21 protein-coding genes are annotated in these 26,399 nt (G+C 69.6%); 7 read left to right on the top strand and 14 right to left on the bottom strand.

The genetic code is table 11. The features are described 5' to 3' along the window. Positions 1 to 10: 10 nt before the first annotated feature. The gene (locus ACS5PM_RS28060) at positions 11 to 1,447 is read right to left on the bottom strand and encodes a helix-turn-helix domain-containing protein (protein ID WP_439391218.1); all 1,437 of its coding nucleotides are present in this window, start codon (positions 1,445 to 1,447) and stop codon (positions 11 to 13) included. A 91-nt stretch (positions 1,448 to 1,538) separates the two neighbouring features. After that, entirely contained in the window at positions 1,539 to 3,140 is a 1,602-nt protein-coding gene (locus tag ACS5PM_RS28055; protein ID WP_439391217.1) for a Crp/Fnr family transcriptional regulator, read from the bottom strand. Between the two features lie 327 nt (positions 3,141 to 3,467). Between ACS5PM_RS28055 and ACS5PM_RS28050 the strand changes: the two genes are divergently transcribed. Next, complete coding sequence (locus tag ACS5PM_RS28050) at positions 3,468 to 4,211, top strand: winged helix-turn-helix domain-containing protein (RefSeq protein ID WP_439391216.1); 744 nt, start codon at positions 3,468 to 3,470, stop codon at positions 4,209 to 4,211. Between the two features lie 268 nt (positions 4,212 to 4,479). Here the strand turns inward: ACS5PM_RS28050 and ACS5PM_RS28045 are convergent, their stop codons facing one another. From ACS5PM_RS28045 to sctU, 9 genes are read right to left on the bottom strand one after another with little or no spacing between them, the layout of a single operon-like run. Beyond that, positions 4,480 to 4,935, bottom strand: a complete 456-nt coding sequence (locus ACS5PM_RS28045) for a type III secretion system chaperone family protein (RefSeq protein ID WP_439391215.1) — start codon at positions 4,933 to 4,935, stop codon at positions 4,480 to 4,482. A 10-nt stretch (positions 4,936 to 4,945) separates the two neighbouring features. Further along, positions 4,946 to 5,998, bottom strand: coding sequence for a hypothetical protein (locus ACS5PM_RS28040; RefSeq protein ID WP_439391214.1), 1,053 nt, complete (start codon positions 5,996 to 5,998; stop codon positions 4,946 to 4,948). Next, complete coding sequence (sctS, locus tag ACS5PM_RS28035; protein ID WP_439391213.1) at positions 5,995 to 6,258, bottom strand: type III secretion system export apparatus subunit SctS; 264 nt, start codon at positions 6,256 to 6,258, stop codon at positions 5,995 to 5,997. Before sctS ends, ACS5PM_RS28040 begins: the two co-directional genes overlap by 4 nt. Further along, entirely contained in the window at positions 6,255 to 6,728 is a 474-nt protein-coding gene (locus ACS5PM_RS28030; RefSeq protein WP_439391212.1) for a hypothetical protein, read from the bottom strand. The genes sctS and ACS5PM_RS28030 overlap by 4 nt, the downstream gene beginning before the upstream one ends. Before the next feature lie 10 nt (positions 6,729 to 6,738). Continuing rightward, on the bottom strand, positions 6,739 to 7,410 hold the full coding sequence (gene sctR, locus ACS5PM_RS28025) for a type III secretion system export apparatus subunit SctR (RefSeq protein WP_439391211.1): 672 nt from the start codon (positions 7,408 to 7,410) through the stop codon (positions 6,739 to 6,741). A gap of 2 nt (positions 7,411 to 7,412) precedes the next feature. After that, entirely contained in the window at positions 7,413 to 8,441 is a 1,029-nt protein-coding gene (gene sctQ / locus ACS5PM_RS28020; RefSeq protein ID WP_439391210.1) for a type III secretion system cytoplasmic ring protein SctQ, read from the bottom strand. Then, a complete protein-coding gene (locus tag ACS5PM_RS28015; protein ID WP_439391209.1) occupies positions 8,438 to 9,130 on the bottom strand; it encodes a type III secretion HpaP family protein in 693 nt (230 codons plus the stop codon). The genes sctQ and ACS5PM_RS28015 overlap by 4 nt, the downstream gene beginning before the upstream one ends. Before the next feature lie 5 nt (positions 9,131 to 9,135). After that, positions 9,136 to 11,187 carry a type III secretion system export apparatus subunit SctV gene (gene sctV / locus ACS5PM_RS28010; RefSeq protein ID WP_439391208.1) on the bottom strand — a complete coding sequence of 684 codons (2,052 nt, stop codon included), beginning with the start codon at positions 11,185 to 11,187 and terminating at the stop codon, positions 9,136 to 9,138. 24 nt (positions 11,188 to 11,211) lie between these two features. Next, positions 11,212 to 12,264, bottom strand: coding sequence for a type III secretion system export apparatus subunit SctU (sctU, locus tag ACS5PM_RS28005; protein ID WP_439391207.1), 1,053 nt, complete (start codon positions 12,262 to 12,264; stop codon positions 11,212 to 11,214). Between the two features lie 222 nt (positions 12,265 to 12,486). Between sctU and ACS5PM_RS28000 the strand changes: the two genes are divergently transcribed. The 5 genes from ACS5PM_RS28000 to ACS5PM_RS27980 all read left to right on the top strand — a co-directional run bounded on the left by ACS5PM_RS28000 (position 12,487) and on the right by ACS5PM_RS27980 (position 16,887). Further along, entirely contained in the window at positions 12,487 to 13,023 is a 537-nt protein-coding gene (locus tag ACS5PM_RS28000; protein WP_439391206.1) for a type III secretion protein, read from the top strand. Continuing rightward, positions 13,020 to 13,883 carry a type III secretion system export apparatus subunit SctT gene (sctT, locus tag ACS5PM_RS27995; RefSeq protein WP_439391205.1) on the top strand — a complete coding sequence of 288 codons (864 nt, stop codon included), beginning with the start codon at positions 13,020 to 13,022 and terminating at the stop codon, positions 13,881 to 13,883. The genes ACS5PM_RS28000 and sctT overlap by 4 nt, the downstream gene beginning before the upstream one ends. A gap of 144 nt (positions 13,884 to 14,027) precedes the next feature. Continuing rightward, positions 14,028 to 14,921 carry a hypothetical protein gene (locus tag ACS5PM_RS27990; RefSeq protein ID WP_439391204.1) on the top strand — a complete coding sequence of 298 codons (894 nt, stop codon included), beginning with the start codon at positions 14,028 to 14,030 and terminating at the stop codon, positions 14,919 to 14,921. A gap of 107 nt (positions 14,922 to 15,028) precedes the next feature. Further along, positions 15,029 to 16,423 (top strand): hypothetical protein, encoded by a 1,395-nt coding sequence (locus ACS5PM_RS27985; RefSeq protein ID WP_439391203.1) that lies wholly within the window; start codon positions 15,029 to 15,031, stop codon positions 16,421 to 16,423. Between the two features lie 47 nt (positions 16,424 to 16,470). Further along, the gene (locus ACS5PM_RS27980; RefSeq protein ID WP_439391202.1) at positions 16,471 to 16,887 is read left to right on the top strand and encodes a hypothetical protein; all 417 of its coding nucleotides are present in this window, start codon (positions 16,471 to 16,473) and stop codon (positions 16,885 to 16,887) included. A gap of 65 nt (positions 16,888 to 16,952) precedes the next feature. On the opposite strand, the gene ACS5PM_RS27975 is transcribed toward ACS5PM_RS27980, so the two are convergent. The 3 genes from ACS5PM_RS27975 to ACS5PM_RS27965 form a co-directional block, all read right to left on the bottom strand. After that, positions 16,953 to 18,521: a Crp/Fnr family transcriptional regulator gene (locus ACS5PM_RS27975; RefSeq protein WP_439391201.1), complete on the bottom strand. Its 1,569-nt coding sequence runs from the start codon at positions 18,519 to 18,521 to the stop codon at positions 16,953 to 16,955. Positions 18,522 to 18,698: 177 nt separating this feature from the next. Beyond that, entirely contained in the window at positions 18,699 to 20,375 is a 1,677-nt protein-coding gene (locus ACS5PM_RS27970) for a hypothetical protein (RefSeq protein ID WP_439391200.1), read from the bottom strand. Positions 20,376 to 20,566: 191 nt separating this feature from the next. Continuing rightward, positions 20,567 to 21,007 (bottom strand): hypothetical protein, encoded by a 441-nt coding sequence (locus ACS5PM_RS27965; RefSeq protein ID WP_439391199.1) that lies wholly within the window; start codon positions 21,005 to 21,007, stop codon positions 20,567 to 20,569. Positions 21,008 to 21,252: 245 nt separating this feature from the next. Between ACS5PM_RS27965 and ACS5PM_RS27960 the strand changes: the two genes are divergently transcribed. Continuing rightward, the gene (locus ACS5PM_RS27960) at positions 21,253 to 26,397 is read left to right on the top strand and encodes an AvrE-family type 3 secretion system effector (protein ID WP_439391198.1); all 5,145 of its coding nucleotides are present in this window, start codon (positions 21,253 to 21,255) and stop codon (positions 26,395 to 26,397) included. Positions 26,398 to 26,399 lie beyond the last annotated feature (2 nt).

Raw genomic sequence — 26,399 nt, 5'->3', positions numbered from 1 at the left:
AGCGTGGACATCAGGCGATGGACACCTGTTCACTCATGGGCTGTGCGCGCTTGAGCGCATTGGCCAGCGTCGAGCGGTTGCTGATGCCCCAGCGGCTGGCCACGTCGAGCACGCGGGCGCGGCCGCCGGTGTCGCTGACTTCGTCGAGTTCGCTGCGGATGCGCTTCATGCGCTCGCCGCGGATCAGCTCGGCCGGCGTGACACCCAGGTGGTTGCGGAACGCCAGTTGCAGCGCGCGCTCGGTGACCCCGAGCCGGCCCGCCACCTCGCGCACCGACAACTCGTTGTCATGCAGGTGCTCGATGATGTAGCGGTACGCGGCGCGGTAGCGCGGCGGCAGGCGAAGTCCCGTCGTGTCCTGCGAAGGCGTGGTCAGCCCGGCCACCGGCATGTCGATGCGCGACATGACGGTGCTGTGCACGACACGCATGGCCTGCGCCACGTGCCGCTTGTACTGCTTCATGGAGTCACCGAAGCGGCCGTCGCTGTGGTGGATCTTGGACAGGCAATACTGGATGTCCATCGCGTGCGGGTTGGCGTCGATCTCGCGTTCGCTGCCGGCCAGGGGCTGGATCATTTCGCGGGCGATGCCGAGCGCCTGGGCCGACAGCATCGCCAGGCAGGCCTCGATGCGCGAGGTGGCATCCACGCCGCCGAGCTCGTGCTCGCGCAGCCAGCGGATGAAGGCCGACACGGCCTCGAGGCGCGCACTTTGACGGTCGCCCAGCAGCCCGCCGCGAATGAAGGACACGCGGGCCACGAGCAGGGGCGAAATGCCGGCGTGCGAGAGCAGGGTCGACGCCATCTCCGCCAGCTTCTCCCGGCTCGGCGCATCGCGCAGCGCATCGACGGTTCGCTGGGCGAAGGCGTGGTCCGACAGGTCTTCGCAATCGAGCAGGCGCAGCCGCGCCTGCACTTCGAGACGGATGGCCTCGGCGCCGTCGCGCAGGTGCGCAGCGCTGGATTCATCACACAGCGACAGCGCGTGCTCCGCGGCGGCCACGGCGTGGGCGTGCTGGCCCAGCGCCTGCAGCGATACGGCCGCGCCGCACAAGCCTTCGATGCGAAGCTCGATGGGAGCGTCCGAATCCTTGGCGACGATGTTCCAGCATTCGACGGCGCGCGACGCGCGGTTCAGGTGCTGGAACAGCCACGCCTGATCAAGTGCAGAGTGCCACCGCACCATGCCGCGCGAGACCTGGTCGTAGGCCTTGAGCTGCTGATGGAACACCTCGCTCGCGCCTTCGGCCATGCCGACCAGCAGCATCGCGCGGCCGAGCAAGGCACCTTCCTCGGCGCACGTGTCGTCGCGGCCGGCCATGCGCTCGAAGCGCTGGCGGCCCATCGTGACGGCGTCCTTCAGACGGGCTTCACGGATCAGTCGGGCCAGTTGGGGAGCCTGGCTGGAAGTGCGTTCGCAAGAGAGCGAGAGAAGGGTCAGCAGCATGGGTCGTTGCGCTGTAGCGCCGGTGAATCAATGACGACTTCATGCTAAAAATCGACCCCTTTTCAAAGCTCAAGAACGCTCGGCGCCTTCCTCAACAATGCGCAGTGGCCATCGGCGGACGGGCTAATGGCAGGGCCTCGCGGCGCAACAGGAAGGTGTCCCTGCGACGCACGAGCACTCCCTCGTTCTCCAGCTCGTTCAGAGCCTTTGCCACGTACTGCCGCGTGGTGCTGAGCCAGGCGGCCATCTCCTGCTGGCCCAGGGCCATGGAGATGCTCAGCCACGCGCCGTCGGGCTGGCCGCGCTGATAGGCCAGCACGTCCAGCCAGGCGTGCAGGCGCAGCGGCATCGGCAGCGTGAGGATGAGCTTGAGGAAGCCGCTCTGGTGGTGGCTGAAGCTCAGCCACTTCAGCACGACGAGCCTGAAGTCGGCATGCGCGGCCAGTGCCGAGCGGAAGTCGTCGGGCTCCAGCAGGAGCAGCGTGCTGTCACCGTCGCAGCAGACGTCGACACCGCAGTTGCCGCGGTCTATGAGGGCGTGTTCTAGAAAGGTGGCTCCGGGTTGCAGTTGCGCCAGGATCGCGCCAGTCGGCTGCGACCGCGGCTTCGCCTGCGAAGCCTCGTCCTGCCTGGCGCAGCGCGGCGGGCAGGCCAGCCGCATCCCGCCTTGCAGGAGAGCCACCCAACCCGGGGGCTGGCGGTCGGCGACGGCGATGGAGGCCTTGTCGGGCAGCCGCAGCACCCGCATCTTCGACATCAGGTCCTCTCGCGCTTCGGCACCCAGGCGTTCGTACCAGCGCGAGGTGCGGAGTGCGGCGCGCTCGTCGTCGCGCAGCGACTCGATCGGCAAGGGCTCGGTGCTCAAGGGGGCGGGCGGATGCGCCGGCTGCTCTTCGCCCCTGACGTATTGGGAGGTGCCGAGCAGGCCGTGCTGCTTCATCGCGGCCTCCAGGCGGGCCAGGTCCGGCACCGTCAGGCCGTCCTTCATGCGCTGGATCACGCCGGCGGCCTCCAGCCTCGCCATGCCGGCGTTCCAGCTTTGGCGCGAGACGCCGGCGGACGACGCCATGGCCGACTGGGACACCACGCTGCGATACACCCAGCCCGATGGGTCGCGGTTGGCGGCATCGAGACGGACGGCGGCGTCGAGCCAGCGCAGCAGCTTCTGCTCCAGCGTGTTGCTCTGCGTCTCCTGCAGGACCAGGTGGGCGTAGCGCAGGTTCAATGCCGACAGGCTGAGCATGGCCGACACCAGCTCGGGCCAGCGTGCGCACAGATCGAGCATGTCCGCCCGGCTCACCGCGAGCATGCAGCTCGGCCCGCTCGCCACGAACTCGATCCCGCGCCTGCGCACGCCGCACAACGGGCTGTACACGTTCAGCCAGACCCCCGGAGCGAGCACATGCGTGGCGATGGTCTGGCCGTTTTCCAGCGACCGCGTGCGCCCCAACAGTTCGCCCGACGCCACACCGATCCAGTGATCAGGATCCTGGTTCTCCGGCAGCACCTGCTCGCCGTCCTTCAGCCGCCATACATAGGCCCGGCCGAGGATGGCGTCCTGCAGCTCGGGCGGCAGCCGACGAAAAAGCCGGCCTTGCTCGATGGTGTGTCGTTCCTCGCAGGTCAGTCCCGCCGCATGGTTCGACTGACCTCGCGTACGAGGGCGCCGCGAGGGCGCTTCCGTCTCTTGCATCCGTTCCCCCAACGATGGATGTCCGCCGCCAGGCAGGGCTGGCGGTAGCTCGTGCCCTGATCGTGGCCGATGCACCACACCTTGTCTTGACGGCAAGCGCACGGACTTCTGACGCTGTGTTGCGCGGACGGATGCGACGAGATGTTCATGCAATATTCAACGAAAGGCGAAGTGCTGACAGTTGCGCCACCGTCACGTTCAAAAGGCGACAGGTCGGCGGCATGCGCGTTCGACGGGCGATAGGGTGCCTGGGGCATATCCGTAGCAACCCTAGGTTCCAGGCCCGCAACATACGGGCAACACCACGCGCACACCCAGTCCGACCCTATGAAAGTCGCCCTCTTGTCGCACACATCACCCGCGGGCCAGCTTGTCATCGAACTGTTATCAAGAGGTGGTATCCAGGCGATGCTCAACCTCAGCATCGCGGCCTTCCGGCAGCAGGCCCGGCGTGAATCCTTCGACGCCGTGGTGCTGCAGGACAGCGGCAGCACGCTGGCCGAAGACGTCACCCTCGTCAAAAGCTGCGTCGACCAGGAAGTGCCTGTGGTCGTGGTGGGCGAGGAGATGCGCGCCGGCTTCGGCACCGCGCTCGCCTGCGGCGCTGCCGACTACATCAACTTGTCGCGTGCGGTGCACGACGAACTTCAGGTTCGCCTGCGCGGCCATGTCGAGGCCTTCGGCCGCCTGGCACGGCGCGCCGTGGAGGTGGGAGGCTGCAAGCTCGATCCCGCCCGGCTGCGCGTGTCGCGCGGCGAGGAGGTCGTGCAATTCACGCACCGCGAGTTCGAACTCGCCTGGCTGCTTTTCAGCCGGCCCGAACAGGTGGTCACCAACACCACCATCGTCTCGCGCGTCTGGGGCCGCTCGGCCGACCTGAACAAGCGCACCCTGGAACAGCACGTCTACAAGCTGCGCGCCAAGCTCGCACGCATCGGCTGCCCCCTTCGCATCAACGCCGTCTACGGCCGCGGCTACCAACTCCTGACCGGCCCCGACAGCCTCGAGCCCACCCCCGAGCGCGAAGTCCGCGTCGCCGCCTCCTGGACCCCCCATTTCCACGCCTCCTGACACCAACCTGACGCGTTACGAGGCCTGACAAACGCTTTTGCGTGCCCTTCACGAGCGCGCTTCAGCGCCGCTCGCCGCCCAGGGCGTGCTCAAGGCGTGTCGGACCCGGCTCTGCTGGTCCTCCGGAGGCAGGCCCGGTCACGGGCCGTGGGATCCTTCCCGAGCGCGCTTCAGCGCCGCTCCCTACCAGGGCGTGCGCGGAGCCGGCTCTGCCGGTCCGCTGCGCGAGCCCCCTCGGGGGGCAGGGCCCCGGGGGGGCCCGTGGGGGCTAAACCTTTAACCAGAGATAGTCCCCCGAGCACAGGCCTTCGAAGGCCTGTTCGGCGGCGGCGAGGATGTTGTCGTTCCAGTAACGGCCATGCTCGGCGTAGTGCGTCAGCGTCTCGGCCAGCCACTGTCCGCTGATATCGGGGGTCATGGGCACGCGCACGATGAGGATGATGCCGCCGGTCTCGGGGTTGACGCCGACCTGCGCCTGGTCCTGCGCATAGACGGTCAGGTTGGATTCGAGCAGCAGCCGGAAGACCGTCAAGGCCCGCCCCGGCGTCACGATCCCGAAGTGGAAGTTCAGGTACATCGCCGAAGGGTCGTTCTGGTAGTGCGCCAGCAGCACCTCGAAGCCTTCGACCTCGATCCAGCCGCGTTGCAGCACGGCGGCCGGGTCGGGCAGGTGGATGACCTCGCACAGCTGCGTGACCAGCCCTTCGTATTGTTCGGAGCTCATCGCTGTCGGATCAGGTTTCGAGTTCCAGCGTGTCGGCCGGCCAGCGCTGGCCGGCGCGCAGTCGCTCGGCGGCAATCAGGCGCTGCGCCTCCGTGCGATGCCGATCGACGACCAGCAGCTTCAGCGGCAGCAGCGCGAGCCGGTTTCGTTCGCGCGGGCCCGGAGGCAGCGCGCCGGTCAGGGTGGGGCCCAGCTCGAGCAGCACCTGCTTGACCTTCGCCAGCGTGGACAAGGCTCCCGGCTCGACCGAGTTCTCGACGTAGGCCGCCATGAGCGACATCATCATCGCGTCGCTGTTCAGGCCTGCGTGCCGGCCCGGCTTGCTGAGCGCCACCATGGCCTCGGCCAGGTAGCGCGCCCTCCGCTCGGGCAGTGCGATGCCGGCGAGCTCGTGGCGAAAAGCTTGAACTTCGGTTGCTTGCGCGGCGGCAAGCGAAGAAGGCGTGGAGGCGGCGCGCCCCGCGGACGGCGCGCCGAAGCGGCCGAGCGCCTGCTGTCGGGCCTGCCCGCCCTGGCCGCCTCCCTGGCCACCCCCCTGGCCGGACTGCCCGCCCGAATGGCCCGATTGACCGCCGGAATGGCCCCCTCCGGAGTGGCCTCCCGAATGGCCGCCGGAATGACCGCCGGAACCGCCACTGAAGCCGCCCGGCTGGTCGTTACCGCCGTGGGAGCCTTCGTGGTGCTGGTGCTGCTGATGGCCCTGGCCATCGCGATCCACGCCTTCGACCCGCTCCTGGCCCGGGTTCTCGCGGCGCTCCGCGGATTCGGGCTGGACGAGGTCTTCGCGTTCGTCGTCCTTGCCGTCCGCTCGACGCTGGCGCACCTCGCCGCGATGCGGCGGGCTCTTCTGCCGGGGCGGCGGCCCGGGCGGCATGGGCACGGTACGGAACACCGTGTCGCCATAGCGACCCTGGGCCTGGCGCGCGGCCTGGGTGCGGTCCTGCTGGGCCTCGTGCGCCGCCTCGCGCGCGTGGGCCACCTCCTGGTTGTGGCGGCGTTGGAGCTGCTGCTTGTTCAGCAGCTGCTGATGCTGGCGGTTGGTGTTGAATGAGGACGAGCTCATGACGTGAACATCGCGCCCATCAGCCGCTCGGTGAAGCGCAGGATGGTGCCGCCTATCCACGGCGCGCTGATGCCCACCGCGATCGTCACGGCGATGAGCTTCACGCCCTGCGAGATGGCCTGGTCCTGCAGCGAGGTGACGGCCTGCACCAGCGCGACCAGCAGGCCGACGACGGCGGCCACGGCCACCGCGGGCAGCGACAGCAGCAGGCAAAGCATCAGCGCCTCGGAGGTGAGCTGAACGATCGACTCGTGGGTCATTGGAGCCCCTCGTCCGATGGGTACATCGGACTATCCCCCGAGGGGATGCGGGCCGGCTCGGGAGCGGCCCAGCGCTCGGCCCGCGAGGGATGGAGCCCCTCGTCCGATGCGTACATCGGCCGATCCCCCGAGGGGATGCGGGCCGGCTCGGGAGCGGCCCAGCGCTCGGCCCGCAAGGCATGGAGCCCCTCGTCCGATGCGTACATCGGCCGATCCCCCGAGGGGATGCGGGCCGGCTCGGGAGCGGCCCAGCGCTCGGCCCGCGAAGGATGGAGCCCCTCGTCCGATTGGTACATCAGGCTATCCCCCGAGGGGATGCGGGCCGGCTCGGGAGCGGCCCAGCGCTCGGCCCGCAAGGCATGGAGCCCCTCGTCCGATGGGTACATCGGCCGATCCCCCAGGGGGATGCGGGCCGGCTCGGGAGCGGCCCAGCGCTCGGCCCGCTGGCAGCCCTGCAAGGAATGCGTCATGAGAAGCTCCTCAGCGGTATGTCAGCACCAGGCCGTGCATGACCTGCGACCAGCCGTCGAGCACGACGAACAGCAGCAGCTTGAAGGGGATCGCCACGTTGGTGGGCGACACCTGGGACAGGCCCATGGCCAGCAGCACGTTGGCGACGACCAGGTCGACGATGATGAAGGCGAGGTACAGCAGGAAGCCGATGCGGAAGGCCTCGGTGAGCTCGGTCAGCAGGAAGGCCGGCGCGACGACGATGAAATCCTCCGCCTGCAGCCCCGCCGCGCGTTCGGGCGGCCACACCGCACGGGCGGACTTCAGGAAGAAGGCCTTCTCGGTCGGCTGCGCATGCTTGATCAGGAAGGTGCGGAAGGGCTCGCGTGCGGCGCTCACCGCCGTCATGAGCTGCTGGGTGTTGGAGCTCTGCTCGATCGAAGGGCTCGGGGACGATCGCTGCATGCGGTCGGCAGCCTCCATGGCCACGGGGGCCAGCACGTAGGCCGAGATGATGATCGCGATGCCGTTGAGCACCATGTTCGGCGGCACCTGCTGCACGCCCAGCGCGTTGCGCAGCAGGCCCAGCACCACCACCACCTTGGTGTAGGAGGTGACGACCATCGCGACGAAGGGCAGCACTGCCATCGCCATCAAGGCGAGGAACAGCGCTACCGGATCGATGCCGATCGGCGAACCCATGATCAGGCCCCGGCAGAGGCCGCTTGCGCGGGCAGCCCCATGCGCTCGACGCGCACGCCCAGGCAGTCGCCGACGGCCACCAGCCGGCCGGTACCGACCACCTGGCCGAAGCACACCAGGCGCACGAGGGCATCCTGCACCGGCGCGTCCAGCGTGATGACCGAGCCGGCATCGAAGGCCGCCAGGTCATCGAGCGAGACGCGGGCACTGTCGATCTCGAACGAGACGGGGACGTTGAGCCCGCCGATGGCCTCCGGCGAGAAGGGCGTGGCGGCAGTGGGCTCGTGGTCGAGGGTGGGGGCTTGCGACAGCGTCACGTCGGTGTGCTCCAGATCGGTCTCGGCGGTGGCTTGCATGAAGGTTCCCAGTCCAATGAAAAGTTGACAGCGCAGGGGGGCGCCGACAGGTCGTGCGGCGCAGGCCAGCACGTCGCCCGGCACGAGCGATCGAAGGTCTTGCAGCGAAAGGTCCCGCTGGCCCAGCCGCAGGCGGGCCGGCAGGCGCAGGCCGTTCAGCGGCGCGAGGTCGGTGGTGACGGCGCGTCGCATCTGGCTGCCGATCTGGCGTGCGACGCCTTCATCAATGGCGCCGAGTCCGACACGCCATTCGCCCCAGCAGAGTTCGACGGCCGGGGCGCGCTGCGGTCGCGCTTGAACCCCGCTCAGCCCGAGTCCGGGCAGCCAGGGCGCCAGCAGCGCCAGCGGCTCGGCCAGCAGGGCCTCGGCCACGTCGCGCGCCAGGGCCGCATCGGGCAGGCCGGCGGCCAGTTCCAGGGCGGGCCAGGCGGACAGCGGCGCGGTCAGCTCGATCTCGCCGTGCCGGCTGGCCAACTGTGCAGCGACAGCGGCGGCCCCTTGCGTGGCACGCAGGCGAGCCGGTGCCGCCACGGCCTGGCCCCGGGCGGCCAGCAGGTGGTCGATCCAGCGCGTGAACCGGCGGTCGTACACCGTGCGGGCCAGGCGGGCCTCGGCGGGGCTGACCGAGGGCAGCCGGCCGTTCAGCGAGGCGGGGGCAGCGTGAGGCTTGTTCATTCGAGGTCGATGTCGATCGCCGATGGCGACGAAGGGAGGGCTTCGAGCCGGGCCCGAAGGGCATCCCGATGCCGTGAGACTAGGGCCGCGGACGTGGCGGAGCCGGTGCGGAACCGAAGCGCCATCGATCCAGGCGAAAGGCTGAGGCGAAGCTCGCAGTCGGGCAGGGCTTCGGGGTCCAGCGGGACGGTGATCGACCAGTGCTGGAACCGGGCATCGCTGCCGGCCGTCAGCTGCGTGACCTGCTGGACGATGTCGCCGAGCCAGGGGGCGTCGCCGGCGCAGGACGCGCCTGTGGCGGGCGCCACGGCTTCGCCCTGCGGCGTGTCACTGTGGCCCCGTTCAGGGGCCGCGCCGGCGGCGTGCATCCAGGACCAATGCGGGAAGGATGGCGCAGCATCGGCGACGTCGGGCGGCGCGGGGGGAGGCGGTTCGGGCGTCTCGTCGCCGCCATCGCGTCGACCTTCGTCGCCCTGCGAAGGCGAGCCATCGGCCGAGCCCTCGTCGATGGCATCGACCGGCGAATCGAACGCGAGGAGCTCCGCCGCTTCCGCGTCGGCCAGCTCATCCCAGAGCGAAGGCACCAGCTGGCGCAGGAAGCGATCCTGCCGAGCCGCATCGACCGGCGTGGCCGGCGTAGCCGGCGTGACGGGCCTGACGGGCGGCCGGATGCGCGGCGGGGCCTGCATGGCGGTCAGGAGACGCGGCCGATGGGCCGCAGCTCGATGAGATTGCCGAGCTCCTGGAAGGAGTACACGCGCAGCCAGTCGAGCCGGCTCTCGATCATCTTCTTGACGTAGCGCCGGATGTCCATCGAGGTCACCAGTGCCACGCCCTCCTTGCGACCGTTGCCGGCGACGCGGGCGATGCGCTCGGTGAGGTCACGCGCATCCTCCGGCGACATGGCGAGGTAGTTGCCGGCCGGCGTGGGCTTGATGCAGCCGCGGATGGCCTGCTCGATGCCCGGGTCCAGCAGGATGGCCTGCAGCTGGCGCTGGCCGCCGGCGGCCTCGTGGGCCAGGTAGCGGCCCAGGTCCGAGCGCACGTACTCGGTCAGCAGCAGCAGGTCCTTCTCCTTCGGGCCCCACATGATCAGGCTCTCGAAGATGCTGCGGATGTTGCGGATGGGCACCTGCTCCTCCAGCAGCCGGCGCAGCACCTCGGCCATGCGCTGCAGCGGCATCACCTTCTGCACCTCGGCCACCAGGCCCGGGTACTCGGGCGTGGCGCGTTCGATCACCCACTGCACCTCCTGCACGCCCATGAAGAGATGGGCCTGGCGCTGCAGCACGTTCATCACCTCCCGCGCGATCACCTGCTCGACCTCCAGGCAGGTCTTGCGCTGGTCGGCCGGCACGGCGTCGGGCGTGAGCCAGAGCGACTCGGACTGGCCGAGCGCGGGTCCGTGCTTCTGCGCCTTCGCGGCCAGTGGCGATTCGGCGTCGGTCAGCAGCAGCAGCCGGCCGGGCAGCTCGCCCAGGGCCGTGGGCACGTCGTTGATGAGGACCTCGAAGCGCAGGCCTTCCAGCTCCTTCGAGACCCACATGGCCGCGCCGGGGAAGGGCAGGCCCAGCCGCGCCTGCAGCGACTCTCGCTCGCTCACCAGCGCATCGTCCAGCCGCTCGGCATTGATCAGGCGGCTCAGGTCGGTCGACAGCCGGATCGACAGCGGCTTGGCAAACTCCGGCGCGCGCTGCTGGATCGAAGGTGCATCGCCCTTGCCGCCTTCGCGCATCAACGCAGCGATGGGCTTGGACACCGCACTGGCGTTGCCCTTGCTCTTCTTCTTGGACATGGCGTGGCCCCCGGCGGCCAGGCCGGCCGCCAGCAGGGTGAAGGGCACCAGCGGGAAGCCCGGGATGAAGCCGAAGCCCATCGTCAGGCCCGCGGCCAGGTACATGGAGCGCGGGTTGCGGGTCAGCTGCTCGGTCATGTCCTGGCCGAGCGAGGTGGGGGTCTTCTTGTGGTCGTCCGAGACGCGCGTTGTCAGGATACCGGCCGACATACAGATGAACAGCGCCGGGATCTGCGACACCATCGCATCGCCGATCGACAGCACGGCGAATCGGTTGGCCGCCTCGCCGGCCGTCATGTTGTGATACAGGATCCCGACGACGACGCCTGCCAGGATGTTGACCATGGTGATGATCAGGCCGGCGATGGAGTCGCCCTTGACGAACTTCATCGCGCCGTCCATGCCGCCGTGCAGCATGCTTTCCATGCCCAGCAGCGCGCGCTTGCGCTTGGCCTCGTCGGCGGTCAGCAGGCCGGCGCGCAGGTCGGCGTCGATGCTCATCTGCTTGCCCGGCATGGCGTCCAGCGTGAAGCGCGCGCCGACCTCGGCCACCCGCTCCGAACCCTTGGCGATCACGATGAACTGCACGATCGTGATCACGAGGAAGACCACGATGCCCACCACGAGGTTGCCGCCGACGACCAGCTGGCCGAAGGCCTCGATCAGGTGGCCGGCGTCGGCGTGCAGCAGGATCGCCTTGGTCGAGGCGATGTTCAGCGACAGCCGGAACAGCGTGGTGAACAGCAGCAGCGAGGGGAAGGTCGACAGCGCGATCGCATCCGGGATGAACAGCGTGGTCATCAGCAGCAGCACGCTGATGCTCAGGTTGATCGCCAGCAGCGTGTCGATCAACAGGGTGGGCAGTGGCAGGATCATCAGCGCCAGCACGCCGACGAGGAAGCCGGCCATCGACAGGTCGTTGATGAGCTTGGGATCGAAACGCTTGGCCATGGGGAGGTTCTCGGGAGATAGGTATCAGCGGCCGCCGCCCAGGCGGTCGAGGTCGGCCACCCAGCGCAGCACCACGGCGACGGCCTCGAAAAGCTCGTCGGGGATGGGCTGGTCCAGCGGCAGCTTGTGCAGCGCGCGGGCGAGCGGCGGGTTGGCGATCATGGGGACGCGGTTGGCCGCGGCGATGGCTCGGATGGTCGCGGCCTCTTCGTCCACGCCCTTGGCGATGACGATGGGGATGGGCGCCTCGCGCGAGTCGTAGCGCAACGCCACGGCGTAGTGGGTGGGATTGGTGACGACCACGGTCGCGCCCGGCACGCGCTCCTGCGGGGCGCTGTTGGCCAGCTCCTCGCGCATCTGGCGCTGCTGGCCCTTGACGTGCGGATCGCCGTCGGAATCCTTGTGCTCGCGCTTGACCTCGTCCTTGCTCATCTTCTGGTCGCGCATGAACAGCCACCGCTGCAGCCCGAAATCCAGCGGCGCGATGACGGTGAAGACGAGGCAGGAGGCCGCGAGCAGGTGCAGCAGCGAGCTCCACGCCACCTGGCCTTCGCCTTCGGGGGTGAGGTAGGCCGAGCCGACCAGCAGCGGCACCAGGCCGCGCACGATGACCCAGACCACCGAGCCCAGCGCCACCGCCTTGACCAGCGACTTGGCGAACTCGATCAGGGAACGGACGTTGACCATCTTCTTCAGCCCCTCGGCCGGATTGAGCTTGTCGAACTTGGGCGAGATGGCCTCGAACGAGAACACCACGCCGACCTGAGCCAGCAGCACGATCGCGGCGATGAGCATCGACACGATGACCATCGGAAGGCCCGCGATGAGCCCGTCCAGCACCATGTCGGTCAGCAGCGCGAGCATGTCCTGCGTCGACTTGGCCTGCATGCCCTGGGTGATGGCGCGCTGGATCACCGTCGTGATCCGCTCCAGCATGGAAGGGCCTGCGCCGGTCAGCACGAGCAGCGACACGCCCAGGATCGAAGCCGCCACCGCGTCCTGGCTCTTGGGGCCTTGGCCCTTGCGCTTGGCATCCTCGAGCTTCTTGTGGGTTGGCTCTTCGGTCTTCTCTGACATGGCTGCCCCCGGGCTGGTCGTGAACCCGCGCGGCGATCTCCGGGCGGTGTCGCGAATCTAGGCGGGCACCCTGGGCCCGAAGACACCGGGCACGAAGACAAGGGCAGGCATGCGAACCGGCCTGCCCGTGCTTCGCATCGACGTCGGAGTCTTCGCCCGTCGCACGAGCGCCGCAGGGGTCGGCACCTAGGCTGCAGCCGTGACCGATTCCCTCCCACTCCCATGAGCAACATCAAGGGCCTGCGCAACCTCGTTCGGCTGAAGAAGCGCCGCGTCGAGCAGCACGAAGCGGCCCTTCAGGAGGGCCGCAAACGACTGCAACAGGAGCAGTCCGCCCACGAGGCCGCCCAGTCTCATGAGCAGACGACCCGCGCCGCCGAAGAGGCCGTGCGCGATCGCCTGGCCGAGACCACCTCGAGGCAGGAGGGCTTCCGCCCGGACCACGTCATCACCTACCAGATGCTCGTCAAGGAGGCCCAGGGTGCGACCGCCGAAGCGGCCAAGCAGACGCAGGCGGCGCTGGGCAAGGTGCAAGCTGCGCAGCAGCATCTCGCGCAGTGCGATGCGACGCTGCGCCGCGCCCGCCAGCAGGTGGAGGCGACGCAGGCGCGGCTCGATGCCGCCATCGCCGAGGCCGAGAAGGCCGTGGAGGACGCGCAGGACGAAGAGGCCGAGGAGACGGCCGTCGCCCGCCAGCTGGCCCAGGTGCGCGAGCGTGCCCGCGTGGCGGCCCGGATGGCCAAGGGGGCGGTCCGATGATCACTCCGGACGTCCAGAACGGCCTGGCCCTGCTGCAGCAGGGGGCCGAGTTCAAGGGACTGCTGGGCGTGCTGGCGCTGTGCACCGTGCGCGTCTATGCGGCCCTGCTGGTGCTGCCTGCGACCAGCGACCAGATCCTGCACGGCCAGATCCGCAACGCATTGGCGCTGAGCTTCGGCCTGTTCATCGCCTGGGGCCAGCCGCCGGACCTGCTGACCCACTTCAGCGTGATCCAGATCGTCACGCTTTCGCTCAAGGAGGGAATGATCGGGATGCTGATCGGCTTCGCCGTGAGTTCCGTCTTCTGGATGGCCGAAGGCGTGGGCATGCTGATCGACAACCAGGCCGGCTACAACAACGTCCAGCAGCAGAACCCCCTGAGCGGACAGCAGAGCACGCCGGTGGGCAACCTGCTGTCGCAGCTCGCCATCGTCGCCTTCTACATGCTGGGCGGCATGATGGTCTTCGTCGGCCTGCTGATCGATTCGTACGAGTGGTGGCCGCTGCATGGCACGCTGCCGAGCTGGCCGACGCTGCTGGAGCGCTTCCTGCCGGCGCAGGTCCAGAGCCTGGCCGAGACGACGCTGAAGATCGCCGGGCCGGTGATCGTGACGCTGATGCTGATCGACCTCGGCATCGGCCTGCTCGGCAAGGCAGCCGAGAAGCTGGAGCCCAACAGCCTGGGGCAGCCCATCAAGGGCGCCACCGCCATGCTGATGCTGGTGATGCTGGTCAGCATCTTCTTCAACCAGGCGCGACCCGAGCTGTCGATACGGCCCGTCGCCAAACGCCTGGAGCAGCTGGCCCATCCGGTCGAGGCCGCGTCGGCCCCGTCGGCCGCCTCGGGAGCCTGGCAGTGAGCCTCATTCCACTTCGCGTCCATGCAGTGCGCTTCGCGGCATGGACGTGCGCCGCGCAAGCGCGAACCTAAGGTTCGACACCCGTTAGACATTCGTTAGATACCCGGACCCACAGGCCACCATCACCCACTCGAGCGAGCACGCATGTCGTCCCTGCACATCTACATCCACACCCAGCCCTCCTGCCATGCGCAGGAGCATGGTCGCCACCACGGCGCCGAGAAGAATCTGCGCGCGGGCATCGCAGCCGTGATCGTGCTGGCCCTGCTCGAGCGGCTGATGCAGGCCGCTTCGCATGGCGGCGCCTGCCACGGGCACGCGGGCCATCCAGGAGCCAACGGCACGGACGCAGGCCACGCCGGCTCGACCGGGCAGGCGGGCGCTGCAGGAAAGTCGGGACCGGTCCAAGCGGGCGCGAACCACGGCGACGCACAGACCGGCGTCCTGCCGCAATTCATGGCGCTGCTGATCCTGCTCGCCCTCCTGTGCGGCCAAAAGGGCCGGCACGGCCATGCCAACCACCTGTCGGACCAGGTGGCCGACAAGCTGGCCGACAAGCTGGCGGACAAGATCACCGACAAGCTGATTTGCGATTCGGGCTTCGGCCGCGGCACGACCCCGACGCCCGATGCAGGCGCTCCGGGCAACACCACGCCCACCCCGGACACGGGCACGGATACCCGCACGGATACCGATTCGCAGGCCGGCACCGCAACGCCCACTCCGGACACGGACACGGACACGGACACGGATACGGATACCCGCACGGACACCGATTCGCAGGCCGGCACCACCATGCCGTCCCCGGACGTCGACACCCCCGACACCCCCGACACCCCCGACACCACCTCATCGCCATCGGACCGCTCGCCCACCGCCGACGACAGCTCGGGCGGCAACGACGCGGTCGCGATGATGGTCAAGGCCATGCGCGAAGGCCACGCCCACTCGCTCATGGCCGGCAAGGACGACGCTGCCTTCGAGCGGAAGGTCCAGCAGATGGCCTCCGACCTGCGCCAGGAACTGACATCCCGATGAAGGCCCCGGCCTTCGCGGCATCCCGAGTCGACCAGATCGACAGATCGACCCCGGCCATCTCCAACATGGCCAAACCCTAACCCGCCAACTTCCCCCAAGGAGAAAACATGTCCCTCAATCTGCACCTCCACCTTTCCCAGACGCAAGGGTTGCAGCAAACCAAAGGCTTCGACAAGAAGCACTCCCACGACCTGCAGAACGAGGTCGTCAAGGCCCTCGTCATGGTCATGCTCCAGCAACTGATGCAGGCGCTGAGCAAGGACAAGCAGCAAGACCAGGTGCAGGGCGCCGGCGGCAGCCAGGGCGCCGGCGGTGCCAGTGGCGCCGGTGGTGCGGACAAGCAAGGCGGCGTGGGCGGCAAGGGCGGCCAGGGCGTCGAAGGCCTGCTGCAGCAGTTCATCGAGCTGCTGCAGATGCTCAGCCAGGTGCTCAACGCCGGCGGCAAGAAGCACAACGCCAACGACCTCGCCCAGCAACTGGCCGAGGCGCTGGGCGGCGGTGGCCAGAACACGCTCGACAAGCTGGGCCAGAACGGCGGCCAGGACCTGGCGCAAGGCCTGATGGGCGAGTTCGCCCGTCAAGTGGCCGAGGCGCTGCTGAACCCGAATGGCGGCCAGGGTGCTGGTGGCGCCGGTGGTGCGGGCGGCGCTGGCGGTGCTGGCGGTGCTGGCGGCGCAGAGGGTGCCGGTGGTGCCGGTGGTGCCGAAGGCGCTGGCGGCGTTGACGGCGGCAAGGGTGGCGGCGACCAGATCACCCAGATCCTCGAGCTGCTGATGAAGTTGATCCAGGCGCTGGGCGGCGGCAAGGCCGGCGGTGCTGATGACGCCGGCGGCGCGGGCGGTGCCGGCGGCGCCGGTGGTGCGGACGGCAGCAAGGGCGTCGACGGCCAGGGCGGCGGCGACCAGCTCACGCAGATCCTGAAGCTGCTGGAAGAACTGATCAAGGCGCTGGGCGGCGGCCAGGCGGCTGGTGGCGCGGGCGACTCGTCGGGCAGCGGCTCGGCTGGCGGCGCAGGCGACACCGGCGGCGCGGGCGGCGCAGGCGAAACCGGCGGCGCGGGCGAAACCGGCGGCGCGGGCGAAACCGGCGGCGCGGGCGAAACCGGCGGCGCGGGCGAAACCGGCGGCGCGGGCGAAACCGGCGGCGCGGGCGAAACGGGTGGTACCCAGGAGACCGGTGGCACCGAAGAGACTTCGGACACCAAGGAGACCTCCGGAAACGACAAGTCCCAGGACGCGTCGTTGGAGCAGGTGCTCAAGCTGCTGGAGCAACTCATCGAATCCCTCAAGGGCGACAAGGCGCAGGACGCCAAGGACAAGCAGGACCAGTCCCTGGGCGACGCGCTCAAGCAGCTGATGCAAGCGCTGCAAGGCCCCGAGAACGACAAGAAGGCCGGCGCCGACAACGGTGGTGGCCAGAACCAGGGCCAGCCCGGCCTGCAGGACGTGGCCAAGCTGCTGCAGCAGGTCATCGAAGCGCTGGGCAACAAGCAGGTCAAGTAAGCCCCGGGCGGCCGGCGCACGCCGGCCCGCCTCCACCGGGACCCAGCATGTCCGAAGCTCTGCACGTCCACTTCTCGCGGCACCCGTCGCCGGTGACGCCGCCCCAGGGCGTGGGCGAGCTGCTCGCGCAGCAGGCCCAGCACGAAGCGGTCAAGGCGCTTCTCGGCGCCATCCTCACGCAGCTGATGCAGGCGATGATGGGCAACGAGGGACAGGCCGGCGGTCCGCAAGGGGCGGGCGGTGCAGGCGGTGGTGCCGGCTCCGGCAAGGCCCAGGGCCTGCTGCAGGAGTACGCGCAGCTGCTGTCGCTGTTGGGTCAACTGGCCGCAGGCCAGGACCGCCCGCCGTCGGACCAGCCGCGTCAGGGCGCGAGGATCGAGGACACGAAATCCGACGTGCTCACGCCCCAGGCCGCACAGGTCGAAGGCGCGCAGCACCCACGGTGGAAGGACCACACCGGCTGACGGTGGACGTTCTCTCGACGACAGAGCCGGGGCCGACGAGGCCCCGGTTTGCTTGGCGCCGCGGCTCAGCGATGACGGGCAGCTTCATGCCGCGCTCGCAAGCCTTCATAGGCCCCCAGTCGCGGAAACAGGTCGCCGCGCATCTTGATCGAGTCCGGCAGGCGGACCACGGCCCCTGCGCCTTCGAGCTCCTTCAGCGCCTTGGCGACGTACTGGCGCGTCGTTCCGAGCGACGAGGCGATCTCCTGCAGGGTCAGCTTCATGGGGATGGTGACCCAGGGGCCGTCTGCCGCGCCGCGCTGATGGCCCAGCACGTGGAGCCAGCCCTGCAGGCGCTCGGGCATGGGCAGCGCCAGGGTGAGCTTCATGATGCAGATCTGGTGGTGGCAGATGCCGAGCCAGTGCAGCAGGCCCAGCCGGAATTCCGGTTCGGCGGCCATGAGCGCCAGGAAAGGATCCTGCTTCAGCAGGAGCAAGGTCGTGTCGCCTTCACAGCCGACGTCAACGCCGGAGTTGCCGCCGTCGATCAGAGCATGTTCGAAGAAGGTCGAGCCGGGGGGCATCTCGGCCAGGACCGTCCCCGGCCTGCGCCCGGGCGTGGCGGGGTCCGTGAAGGGAGCCCTGGACACGAGGCGAAGCCCTCCGCGCAGGACCGCCACCCAACCAGGCGGCCGGTGATCCACGGCCGCCACCTGGGCCTGGTCGCGCAGTCTCAGCACCTGCAGCTGCGGCAGGAGTTTGTCGCGCAAGGGCTGACTCAAGCGCATGTACCAAGGGCAGGAGTCGAGCGCGCTTCGCTCATCGTCGCGAAGGGCCCGGATGGGCAAGGGCTCGGCGTCCAACGGCGCCGCGGCGCTGACCGGTTGTGCATCGGCCTGCAGGTACCGGGCAGTCTCGCGCAGGCCGCGTTCCTTCAAGGCGGCTTCGAGCCGTGCCGAGTCCGGCACCCTCAGGCCCTCCTTGACACGCTCCAGCAGCCCCATGGCCTCCAGGCGTGCCATGCCGGCGTTCCAGCTTTGCCGGGAGACCCCGGAGGACAGGGCCAGGGCCGCTTGAGGAACCACGCTGCGGTAGACCTTGAAGGACCCGTCACGGCGGCCGTCTTCGATCTGGACCCCGGATTCGAGCCATCGAAGCAGCGTCTGCTCCAGCGTGCTGGTCTGCGCTTCCTGGACGATGAGGTGGGCATAGCGCAGGTTGATCGCGCAAAGCGAAAGCATGGCCATGACCAGCTCGGGCCCGCGCGAGCACAGCTCCAGGGTGTCGTCACGACTCACGGCGAGGACACAGGTCGGCCCGCTGGCCACGAACTCGATCCCGCGCCGGCGAACCACGCAAACCGGGCTGTACAAGGTCATCCACGCGCCTGGCCCCAGCAGGTGGGTGGGGATCGACTGGCCCTCTTGCGCGGAGCACGTGCGCCCCAGCAACTCACCCGAAGCGACGCCGAGCCAATGGCCAGGCTGGGCGCCCGCAGGCAGCACCCGCTCGCCGTCCTTGAACCGCCAGACGTAGGCCCGCCCGAGGATGGCATCGCGCAGGGCGAGCGGCAGTCGACCGAAAAGCCGGCCCTGTTCCACGGCGTCCCGTTCGGCGTCGGTCAGGGTCCTGCTGTCATGGGTTTCGCGGGCCACAAAGGCCCTTCGCGTCGGCGCTTCGGGAGCCCTCACTACGTCCTCCAGCCAGGGTGGTCGGCCACCGGATGCTCGATGGTCGCCTGGGCCGGTCACGTTGTCTTGACTGCCAGCGCAACTCGCCTGGGTCCGCGTCCGGTGGCGGCAGGACCGCGCGCGGAACGCTCATGCACTGTGCTATCGATCAGTGCGGGCGCGCCACCGGTCGAGCGAACCGGCGAGGTCGAAGGCGCTGTTCTTGTGTGCTTCCTTGGACGCCTGCCACACATAGTCGTTGGTTGCGCTGGTGGCGGCCTGCTGCAGCAGGTACGCCCCCGAGTCCTTGGCTTCGCCGGCTGCCGGGACCGTGAGGCCCTGGCGTGCGACCGAGGCCACGAGCGGGCCGGTGGCGGTCGAGAGCACGCTGGCCAGGGTGTTGGCCGTGACCGAGCGCATGACATCGCCGATGCGGGCGAGCGAAGCATCGCGCGATGGCACCCACGAACCACTGTCGCGCCAGGCGCCGGCCAGGAAATGCGCGCCCAGCGCCGCGGTCTCGCCCAGGACCGCCTTCGCGCGGCCAGGCAGGTGGCCGATGTCGGAGAAGCGCGCCGGCTCCAGCGAGGCATCGGGCACCTTGGTGGCGAACAACTTGACGTGCTGCTGGCCGCCGACCAGGTTGTCCACGTCGGCCTGTGCCGTCGGCTTCAGCAGGCCCAGGCCCAGCTTGGTGACGGCCCCGGCCGTGCCCGAGGCGACGACCGAGCCGATGAAGACGGGACCCGGCTGCAACAGGCTGGACGCCGGCATCACGACCCGACGCAGCACGTTGAACGCACCGGTGACCATGGGCTGGGCGAAAAGGCCCCAGTTCTTGGCTTCCAGACCGTCCTGCACGCTGGCCAGCGCCTGTCGGCGCACCTTCACCTCCTCCTGCAGCTGGGTCTTGCTGGGATGCCCAACCGCCGCGCCGGCGCCGGACTCCAGGTCGGCATGAACGTCGTCGGTCGGGCGCCAGTACACCTTCTTGCCTTCGACGATGCTCAGCTGCACGTCGCCGGGATCCGGCACCAGGGCCTTCAGATCCACGGGCTTGAGTTGCGGCATGTTGGCCTTCTTGGCCTCGCGATCCATCGCCGTGAGCAGCGTGCTGTCGACGGCGTGGGCCGTGACGCCACCCAGCGCGCCCCCGACCACGGAAGAGTCCCATCCGTTGCTGAATTCGCCGACGTTGACGCGCTGCCCAGCCACCTGGGTGTAGTTCGGCGCGAACTCGGTCGCCACCGCATTGCGCACCGGTGAGCGGGAACTCGACGAGATGAACTGGCGTGCGAAGTCGTAGACCGCCGGCAGCACCGCCTCGCCGAAGTTCTTCTGGTGGTCCCCTCCGATGCTGTAGTGCCCGGCGCCGAAGGCTGCCTGCCGCTTCTCGGCCACCCCGGCGGCCCAGGTGATGTACTCGGCCTCGAGTGCGACCTGCGCTTCGCGCAGAGGGCCTTCGGGTGCCGCGAAGTCCATGCCGTGCAGGACCGCCTCGATCTGGCCGCGCGGCGTCGCATCGATCACGGGGGGGTCGATGTCGATCACCACTTCCGACGCAGGATCGTTGACGGCCGAGTTCGATTGGACTGTTTGCCCCGTGGACTGAACCGGTGGCGGCGTGCCGTTGTCATGCGGGACATGGTCCAGCTCGATCTCGAAGTAACCCGAGCCACCAATCGAACCCGGCAACGAGCCAGAGAAACGATCCGAGCGGCCGTGGTCCAACGGCGGCAGCAGCGAGGCGGTGCCGGTCTCTTCGGCGTGGGCGGTGAAGCGGGCCGATCCCCACGGGCGATGCGCATGGTGATCCACCGGCGGCCGGTTGAAGCGCATCGAATGCGCGTGGTGCCCGCTCGTGCCCAGTGAAGGCGGCCGGGCGGCCAGGGCGTCGGGACCCTGCAGCTGCGCGTTGGATGGGGAGGTGCTCGCCGGCGTCGGCGTCGACAGCCCGGTCGGATGCGGGGTCGGTGAAGGGGTCCGTCCGGTCGAGGCCGATCGTGTCGGAGGGTTCTCGATCGGCATGGCTATTGCGCGCGCCGGGCGCCGCCCTCGTTGATCAACGCAGCGAGGGCCGAGACCGCGATGCCATTGGCCATGTCGAGCGAGGCGGCGACGGCCTGCGGTTCGTCCAGCCAGGCCAGCGGCATGAGGCTGAGCATGCCGTCGCTGGAGGCACCGAGGTACCAGCCCAGTTGATCCAGCAGCAGGCCCTGGACCTTGAGCAGGCGCTCCAGATCGTCGTCGCGGAACTCGCGGGCTCGCATCGGCAGCAGCACCTCGGGCCGCACCGCATCGGCGTCCGGCTGCATCCACAGGCGGCACACCAGGCCCGAAGGGCCGGTGAACACGTTGGGGGCCGCCAGGCGGGCACCACCAGCGGCGGGAAGGCCGAGCATGACGGCGATGTCGGCGAGCAACTGCCGTTGCGACGGCGACGGTTGGGAGGCGGGGGAGGGCGGTGCCATGGGGGTACTCCTGGAGGCGATGGCTGGGGTTTGGCAGGGCCACGGGCCCCATGCCTGACGAACACGATCGATGGTCTGGAGCGCACATGTCGGTTTCGTGACACAGGCGAAGCCGTCGACGGCCGAACGAAGCGACCGGCGCGAGCCCCTCGCTTCGTGTCAGGCCATGCCTGTTCGCATCGGAGCAGGTCGTCAGGCCGAGCTCGCCTAACTTGTGGTTCGCCAACACCCCTCGAGGCCTCCACGTGCTGAACTTCAGGACGTCCCGCACCGCCGCACCAGTCAACAACTCCGCCAATGTCGGCGGGGAAAGCTCGACCCAGGCCACCACGGCCGCCCCGCCATCCACCACCACCGGATGGCTGTGCGGCTTGCCAGGGCGCGCGGCGAGAGCCGAGCCTCACGTCGAAGTGGGCCGGACGCGCGGCAGCCAGGTCGGCCAGGCCAAGGTGAAAGGCACGGACAGGAAGACGGCGCAGGTGCTGCAGAAGCACGCGCTGGGCCGCCATACCGGCATCGTCGCGGCCTCGCCCGCCACGCCGGTTCGACCGGGCGCCTCGGTCCAGCATGCCCGCACCCGCGACGGGACGGCGCTGCACGTGTCCATCGGCCACGACGGCGTGGCGGCGGTGCCGAGCTACGACCCGGCCCATGAACCCCTGGAACTCAAGCCGGCTTCGCGCCTGCGCCGCCTGGTGGCCCCTCTGCTGGACCGCCTGCCCAACCGCAAGCCAGCCGTGCGGGCCTCGCTGGTGCTGGCCGACGCGGGCCTGCGGCAGCTGCCTTCGCACCTCGTCACCCAGGTGGCTGCTTCGCGCTCGGGAGCGCTGTTCGGCATCGGGCCGGATGGAGGTCTCTACCGCTTCGATGACGCCGGCAAGGCCTGGTCCCCTGCCGGTGAGGAGGGGGGCCGCACCCATGCACAGATCGGCCCGCAGCGCGATGGCCAGCTCTACGCAGCGCGCGCGGCCGAGGGCGGCGGAGCCGAGATCCTGCGCCTGGACGGTGACGAATCCGAGCTGGTGCACACGAGCGAGCGGCCCCTCACCAGCTATGCCGTCGGCCGCGACGGCAGCGTGCTGGCGCTGGACGACCGCGGGCGGCTCAGCATCGCGGTCGGCGATCGGGAAGGCTCGGCCGGCCTCAGGCTGGTCGCCAGCGACGGCGGACCCGTGCAGGCCGAGGCCGCCGCCATCGCCTGGGCGGGCGACGAGACGGCCTACGTGGCCGGCCACGACGGCCGCCTGTACCGGCTCGACCTGTCGCGCCCGCCGGGCCCGCAGGGCTTCGTGGCCCAACGCGTGGCCGATCCCTTCGAGGGCCGCCCCGAACTGGACCGAGACAGCACCCTCGTCGACTTCGGCCACACGGTCGATCCGGACGGCGGCGAGCCCACGCTGCACGCGCTGTTCCGGCGACCCAACGGCGAGGTCTTCAGCGCCTATCACGCAGATGCCGGCTTCAAGCCGGGCTGGCGCTTCGACAACGCCTTCGTGGCGCAGAGCCGCAACGGCATGCAGCCGATCCGGATCGCCCCGCGCGACACGGTTGCGATCGATCGCGACGGCGTGCAGCTGGCGCTCAGGCGCGGCCAGCTCCACATCGGTCACGCCGGGGGCCAGTGGCAGCCCATGGGCGTGCCGGGCCTCACGGCGCTCAAGCCCAACCCGAGCGGCTTGGGGCGCAGCTACGCGTTGCAGACCGAGCGCCAGGCCGATGGCAGCAGCACCCAGCGCCTGGTGCGCGTCGAGCTCGAAGGGCTGCATCCGCATCTGCCGCCCGGCACCGCGCCACGGCCCGGCACGGTGAACGCGGCCATTGAGGCTCGCCTGAGCGAGGTCGCCACCGGGCCGGTGCGCGACTTCGCCGTGCTCGAAAGCCTCGGCAGCTCGGCCGGGGAGGCCACCAAGCGCCTCTACTACGTCGACGACGCCAACCGACTTTTCACGCGTGACCTGAACGGCAGTGCACCGGCCGAGGCGCTGGCCCTGCCGGACGTCGGCCGCCTCGACCAGATCACGCTCGACGTCTCCGGGCGACTTTTCGCCGTCGCCCGGCGCGAGGGCGAAGCACCTCGGCTGTACCAGCTGCAGGCGCAGGCCGACGGTCAGCAGGATTGGGTGGCGCAGGACCTGCCGCTCGCGCCCGGCCACACGCTCGAAGGCATCGAATCGAACTGGACCGGGCGGGTACAGGTCCGGATCGCACCGCCGCCCGGCCAGGGCGAGCCGGCGACCTACCACTATTCGCCGCAGACCGGCCTCGCGCCGCTGGACCGCCAGGGCGCGATCGACGCGCTGCGCGCCGCGGGCGGGCGCGAGTTCCACCTGCCGGGCCTGCCGGCGGCCCACGTGAAGAGCGAGTTCCTCGGCTTCAAGAGCACTTCGCGGCCCTTTCTTTCGAACACCGTCAACTGGTTCCAGTCGGCCTGGGCGCACGCTCGTTCGCTGGCCTCGGCGCCCAAGGTCGGCGCGCGCTGGGTGCAGCACAAGCGCCACGGCCGGGAGGGTCTGCAGCCGCTGTACCAGGCCACCTCGACCGCGGCGAACTGGTACCGGGCCAACCTGGCCAGGAGCTCGTCCACCGCAGCGCCCACCGGCCTGGCCACGCACCTGACCCGCATCGCCGGGCAGGATGCCAGCCTCGCCGACGAGATGCAGGCCTTCACCGAGGGCCTGATGCGCAACAGCCGCCAGATGCTTCAGCACATCGGCCACGCCACCGGCTTCCTCGATGCCAACCTGGCCGACGACCGCAGCTTCAAGTCCCATCGCCCGAAGCACGTGGACGAGAACCACGACCTGCTCGACGACCTGCACCGCTGGTTCGGTGCCTTCGCCGGCAGCGCCGGCTCGGCCGAGGCGGGCCAGGCCCTCGGGCTGCTGCAGCGCATGCGCCACTCGCCGGAGCGCCTGTACCTGCGCCAGCCCGACGCCGAAGGAATGGGCCGGTCCTCCAAGGACGGCGAACTGCTGCTGAACACCCGCATCCTGCGCAACCTGCAGGCGGTGCACGAGCTGCATGATTTGCTGGCGGCCGGCGAGGCCAGCACGGGCGAGCTGCGCACCCGCTTCGAAGCCCTGCAACAGGCCCATGCGGACGATCCGCTGACCCAGTACTCCAGCCTCGCCTTCAAGAACACCCAGCAGCTGGAAGACACCTACGACATCGTGCGCAGCATGGGCCGCATGCTGAACAACTGGCGCCATCCGCTCAACCGCGCAGTGGCCGAGAGCTACGGCGTGCCGAGCCCGGGCAAGCGCAAGTCCGAGCTGATCGATGCGGCCGAGCACAACCGCGTCGACCCCAACCTGCTGGCCCACTACGGCGCGCCCGATGCCGCCACGCTGGCCTGGCGGCTGAAGGACGCGCGGCTGCCCGAGCACGCGCAGCTCGAAGCGCAGCTCAAGGACGAGGCGCTGCAGGAGTTGAAGCAGCGCTTCACCGACACGCTGCTGGGCATGAAGACCAAGGAGACCTACCTGCTCGACCGCAGCTACGGCGGCGGGATCGATCCGCTGGGCTACGTGAACAACAAGAACTTCGCGTTCGCCTTCGCGGGCGGCCTGCTGGGGCGCGACTACAACGTGGCCGTCGAAGTGATGGGCGACGACCCGCGCGGCGGCGACATCGCCTTCGCCATCGAGAAGGCGCGCGACGTGTCGGCCGAAGTCGCGGCCGGATGGGGCAAGAGCGGGGGCCACGGCCACGGCTTCCTGCACCACTTCATGCGCGGAGCGGTGATCGGCGAGATCGGCGTGCGCCATGCGCATGGCGACGGCTTCTGGTTCATGGTGCCGCGCGACAAGCTGCCCGAGTTCGTCGACCGGCTCTTCGATTTCGGCAAGAAGGGCGAGGGCGAACTGAAGGACCTGCAGGCCCTGCTCGCGCCGACCTACGAGCGCGAAACGGTCGTCCGCAAGGAGACGGCGGTCGAGGCCAAGGCGCAGGGCTTCTTCCGCATGGGCCCCAACGGCTACAAGGAAGACGCGGGCGGGCACTTCTGGGCCGCGCGCCCTTCGATCTTCCATGCCGGTGTGGGCATCGGCTTCGAGAAGACGACCTTCAAGCAGCACGGCCAGACGCTGGACGGCGAGCTGCAGGCCGGCGCCGAGCGGCACCGCTACTGGAACCGCGAGGCGGACTTGCGGCTGCCGGGCCTGCGCTTTCGCAGCTGGTTCAACTTCCCGCAGTCGGAGGACGCGACCCACCAGTTCGCGCTGGGGTTCGGCAACACCGACAACGAGCTCAGCATCGGCGTGCACGACAAGAGCGGTGCCAAGTGCGAGTACCGTTCCGCGGTGCCGCAGCCGGTGCAGCGCGAGCAGTGGGCCGAGCTGCTGGACGGCACGGCCGTGGCTTTCCCCGAGCAGGCCGAACGCCTGGCCGGCCTGCCGGCCAGGGCGGACGAGCCGGCGACCTTCGCGGCGCGCCTGGGCGAGCTGCGCACCGAGGTCGCCGACGGCTGGCCCGAGGGCAGCGCCAGGAAGGACCTGCTGGCCAACCTCGACCTGATGCGCTGGCAGCATGGCCTCGCGATGGCGGGCAAGCCGATGCATTTCGGCGTGATCCACGAGCTGCGCGCCAGCAACCCCTCGCGCCTGACCGAGCCCGCCATCTGGACCAAGCTGGGCGAGAAGGTCTACGGCGATGCCGGCGCCGCGGGCCATCCCCTGCGGGACATGCAGGCCCGGTTGGAGAGCGATCCCACGCTGCGCCAGCTGATCACCGACCTGCAGGCCACGCACCCGGGCCGCGTCAAGATCAAGATGGAGCTCAAGCCCGAGGCCATGGACCGGCTGGTCCAGATGCAGCTGGCCTACCCGAACCTGCCGGAAAGCCGCGTGGCCGAGTTCATCAGCGACCCGAAGAACTTCCGCATCAACACCATCGCGGCCCTGAAGTCCTCCGACGTGAGCAACAGCGCCTCGGTGTGGCCGGTGATAGGCATCACCAGCGGCGCCAGCACGGCGCTGGAGGAGCTCACCGGCAGCGTCCACTTCGACTACGACACCGACGGCCAGCCCTCGGGGTATCACCTCGACGGCGCGTTCGCCCAGAACCGGCCATCGGTCCAGAAGCCGCGGGATGCCATGGCCGCCACCGGCCGCGAGCCCGTCACGCTGCCCGCCAGTCAGCGGCCGCCCGTCGGCGAGGCGCCCACCAGCTCGACTCGGCCGGCGTTCGCCGAGGCGCGAAACGAGTTCTCCTCTCCCACGCTGGCCGACCTGCTCGAGCAGGAGCGGATCGACTCGCTGGGCGAAAGCACGCGCACCGAGTACTTCGATGCTGAATCGCAAGATCACGGCGCGGCGTCGCAGCCTCGCGCGCAGGATGAGCCAGCGCGCCCGCGTGGCCTGGGTGCCCGGCTGCGCGGCCTGTTCGGTTGACC

Origin of the sequence: Ideonella flava (assembly GCF_051857595.1) — a bacterium.
Taxonomy (GTDB): Bacteria; Pseudomonadota; Gammaproteobacteria; order Burkholderiales; family Burkholderiaceae_C; genus Ideonella.
Note: the sequence above shows the minus strand (reverse complement) of the source record. Positions and strands in the feature narration are given on the sequence as shown.

What these genes read in the sequence shown, in the direction of transcription:
- ACS5PM_RS28060 (WP_439391218.1), bottom strand. Translation starts at nt 1,447, where the DNA reads ATGCTGCTGACCCTTCTCTCGCTCTCTTGCGAACGCACTTCCAGCCAG.
- ACS5PM_RS28055 (WP_439391217.1), bottom strand. Translation starts at nt 3,140, where the DNA reads ATGCAAGAGACGGAAGCGCCCTCGCGGCGCCCTCGTACGCGAGGTCAG.
- ACS5PM_RS28050 (WP_439391216.1), top strand. Translation starts at nt 3,468, where the DNA reads ATGAAAGTCGCCCTCTTGTCGCACACATCACCCGCGGGCCAGCTTGTC.
- ACS5PM_RS28045 (WP_439391215.1), bottom strand. Translation starts at nt 4,935, where the DNA reads ATGAGCTCCGAACAATACGAAGGGCTGGTCACGCAGCTGTGCGAGGTC.
- ACS5PM_RS28040 (WP_439391214.1), bottom strand. Translation starts at nt 5,998, where the DNA reads ATGAGCTCGTCCTCATTCAACACCAACCGCCAGCATCAGCAGCTGCTG.
- sctS (WP_439391213.1), bottom strand. Translation starts at nt 6,258, where the DNA reads ATGACCCACGAGTCGATCGTTCAGCTCACCTCCGAGGCGCTGATGCTT.
- ACS5PM_RS28030 (WP_439391212.1), bottom strand. Translation starts at nt 6,728, where the DNA reads ATGACGCATTCCTTGCAGGGCTGCCAGCGGGCCGAGCGCTGGGCCGCT.
- sctR (WP_439391211.1), bottom strand. Translation starts at nt 7,410, where the DNA reads ATGGGTTCGCCGATCGGCATCGATCCGGTAGCGCTGTTCCTCGCCTTG.
- sctQ (WP_439391210.1), bottom strand. Translation starts at nt 8,441, where the DNA reads ATGAACAAGCCTCACGCTGCCCCCGCCTCGCTGAACGGCCGGCTGCCC.
- ACS5PM_RS28015 (WP_439391209.1), bottom strand. Translation starts at nt 9,130, where the DNA reads ATGCAGGCCCCGCCGCGCATCCGGCCGCCCGTCAGGCCCGTCACGCCG.
- sctV (WP_439391208.1), bottom strand. Translation starts at nt 11,187, where the DNA reads ATGGCCAAGCGTTTCGATCCCAAGCTCATCAACGACCTGTCGATGGCC.
- sctU (WP_439391207.1), bottom strand. Translation starts at nt 12,264, where the DNA reads ATGTCAGAGAAGACCGAAGAGCCAACCCACAAGAAGCTCGAGGATGCC.
- ACS5PM_RS28000 (WP_439391206.1), top strand. Translation starts at nt 12,487, where the DNA reads ATGAGCAACATCAAGGGCCTGCGCAACCTCGTTCGGCTGAAGAAGCGC.
- sctT (WP_439391205.1), top strand. Translation starts at nt 13,020, where the DNA reads ATGATCACTCCGGACGTCCAGAACGGCCTGGCCCTGCTGCAGCAGGGG.
- ACS5PM_RS27990 (WP_439391204.1), top strand. Translation starts at nt 14,028, where the DNA reads ATGTCGTCCCTGCACATCTACATCCACACCCAGCCCTCCTGCCATGCG.
- ACS5PM_RS27985 (WP_439391203.1), top strand. Translation starts at nt 15,029, where the DNA reads ATGTCCCTCAATCTGCACCTCCACCTTTCCCAGACGCAAGGGTTGCAG.
- ACS5PM_RS27980 (WP_439391202.1), top strand. Translation starts at nt 16,471, where the DNA reads ATGTCCGAAGCTCTGCACGTCCACTTCTCGCGGCACCCGTCGCCGGTG.
- ACS5PM_RS27970 (WP_439391200.1), bottom strand. Translation starts at nt 20,375, where the DNA reads ATGCGCTTCAACCGGCCGCCGGTGGATCACCATGCGCATCGCCCGTGG.
- ACS5PM_RS27965 (WP_439391199.1), bottom strand. Translation starts at nt 21,007, where the DNA reads ATGGCACCGCCCTCCCCCGCCTCCCAACCGTCGCCGTCGCAACGGCAG.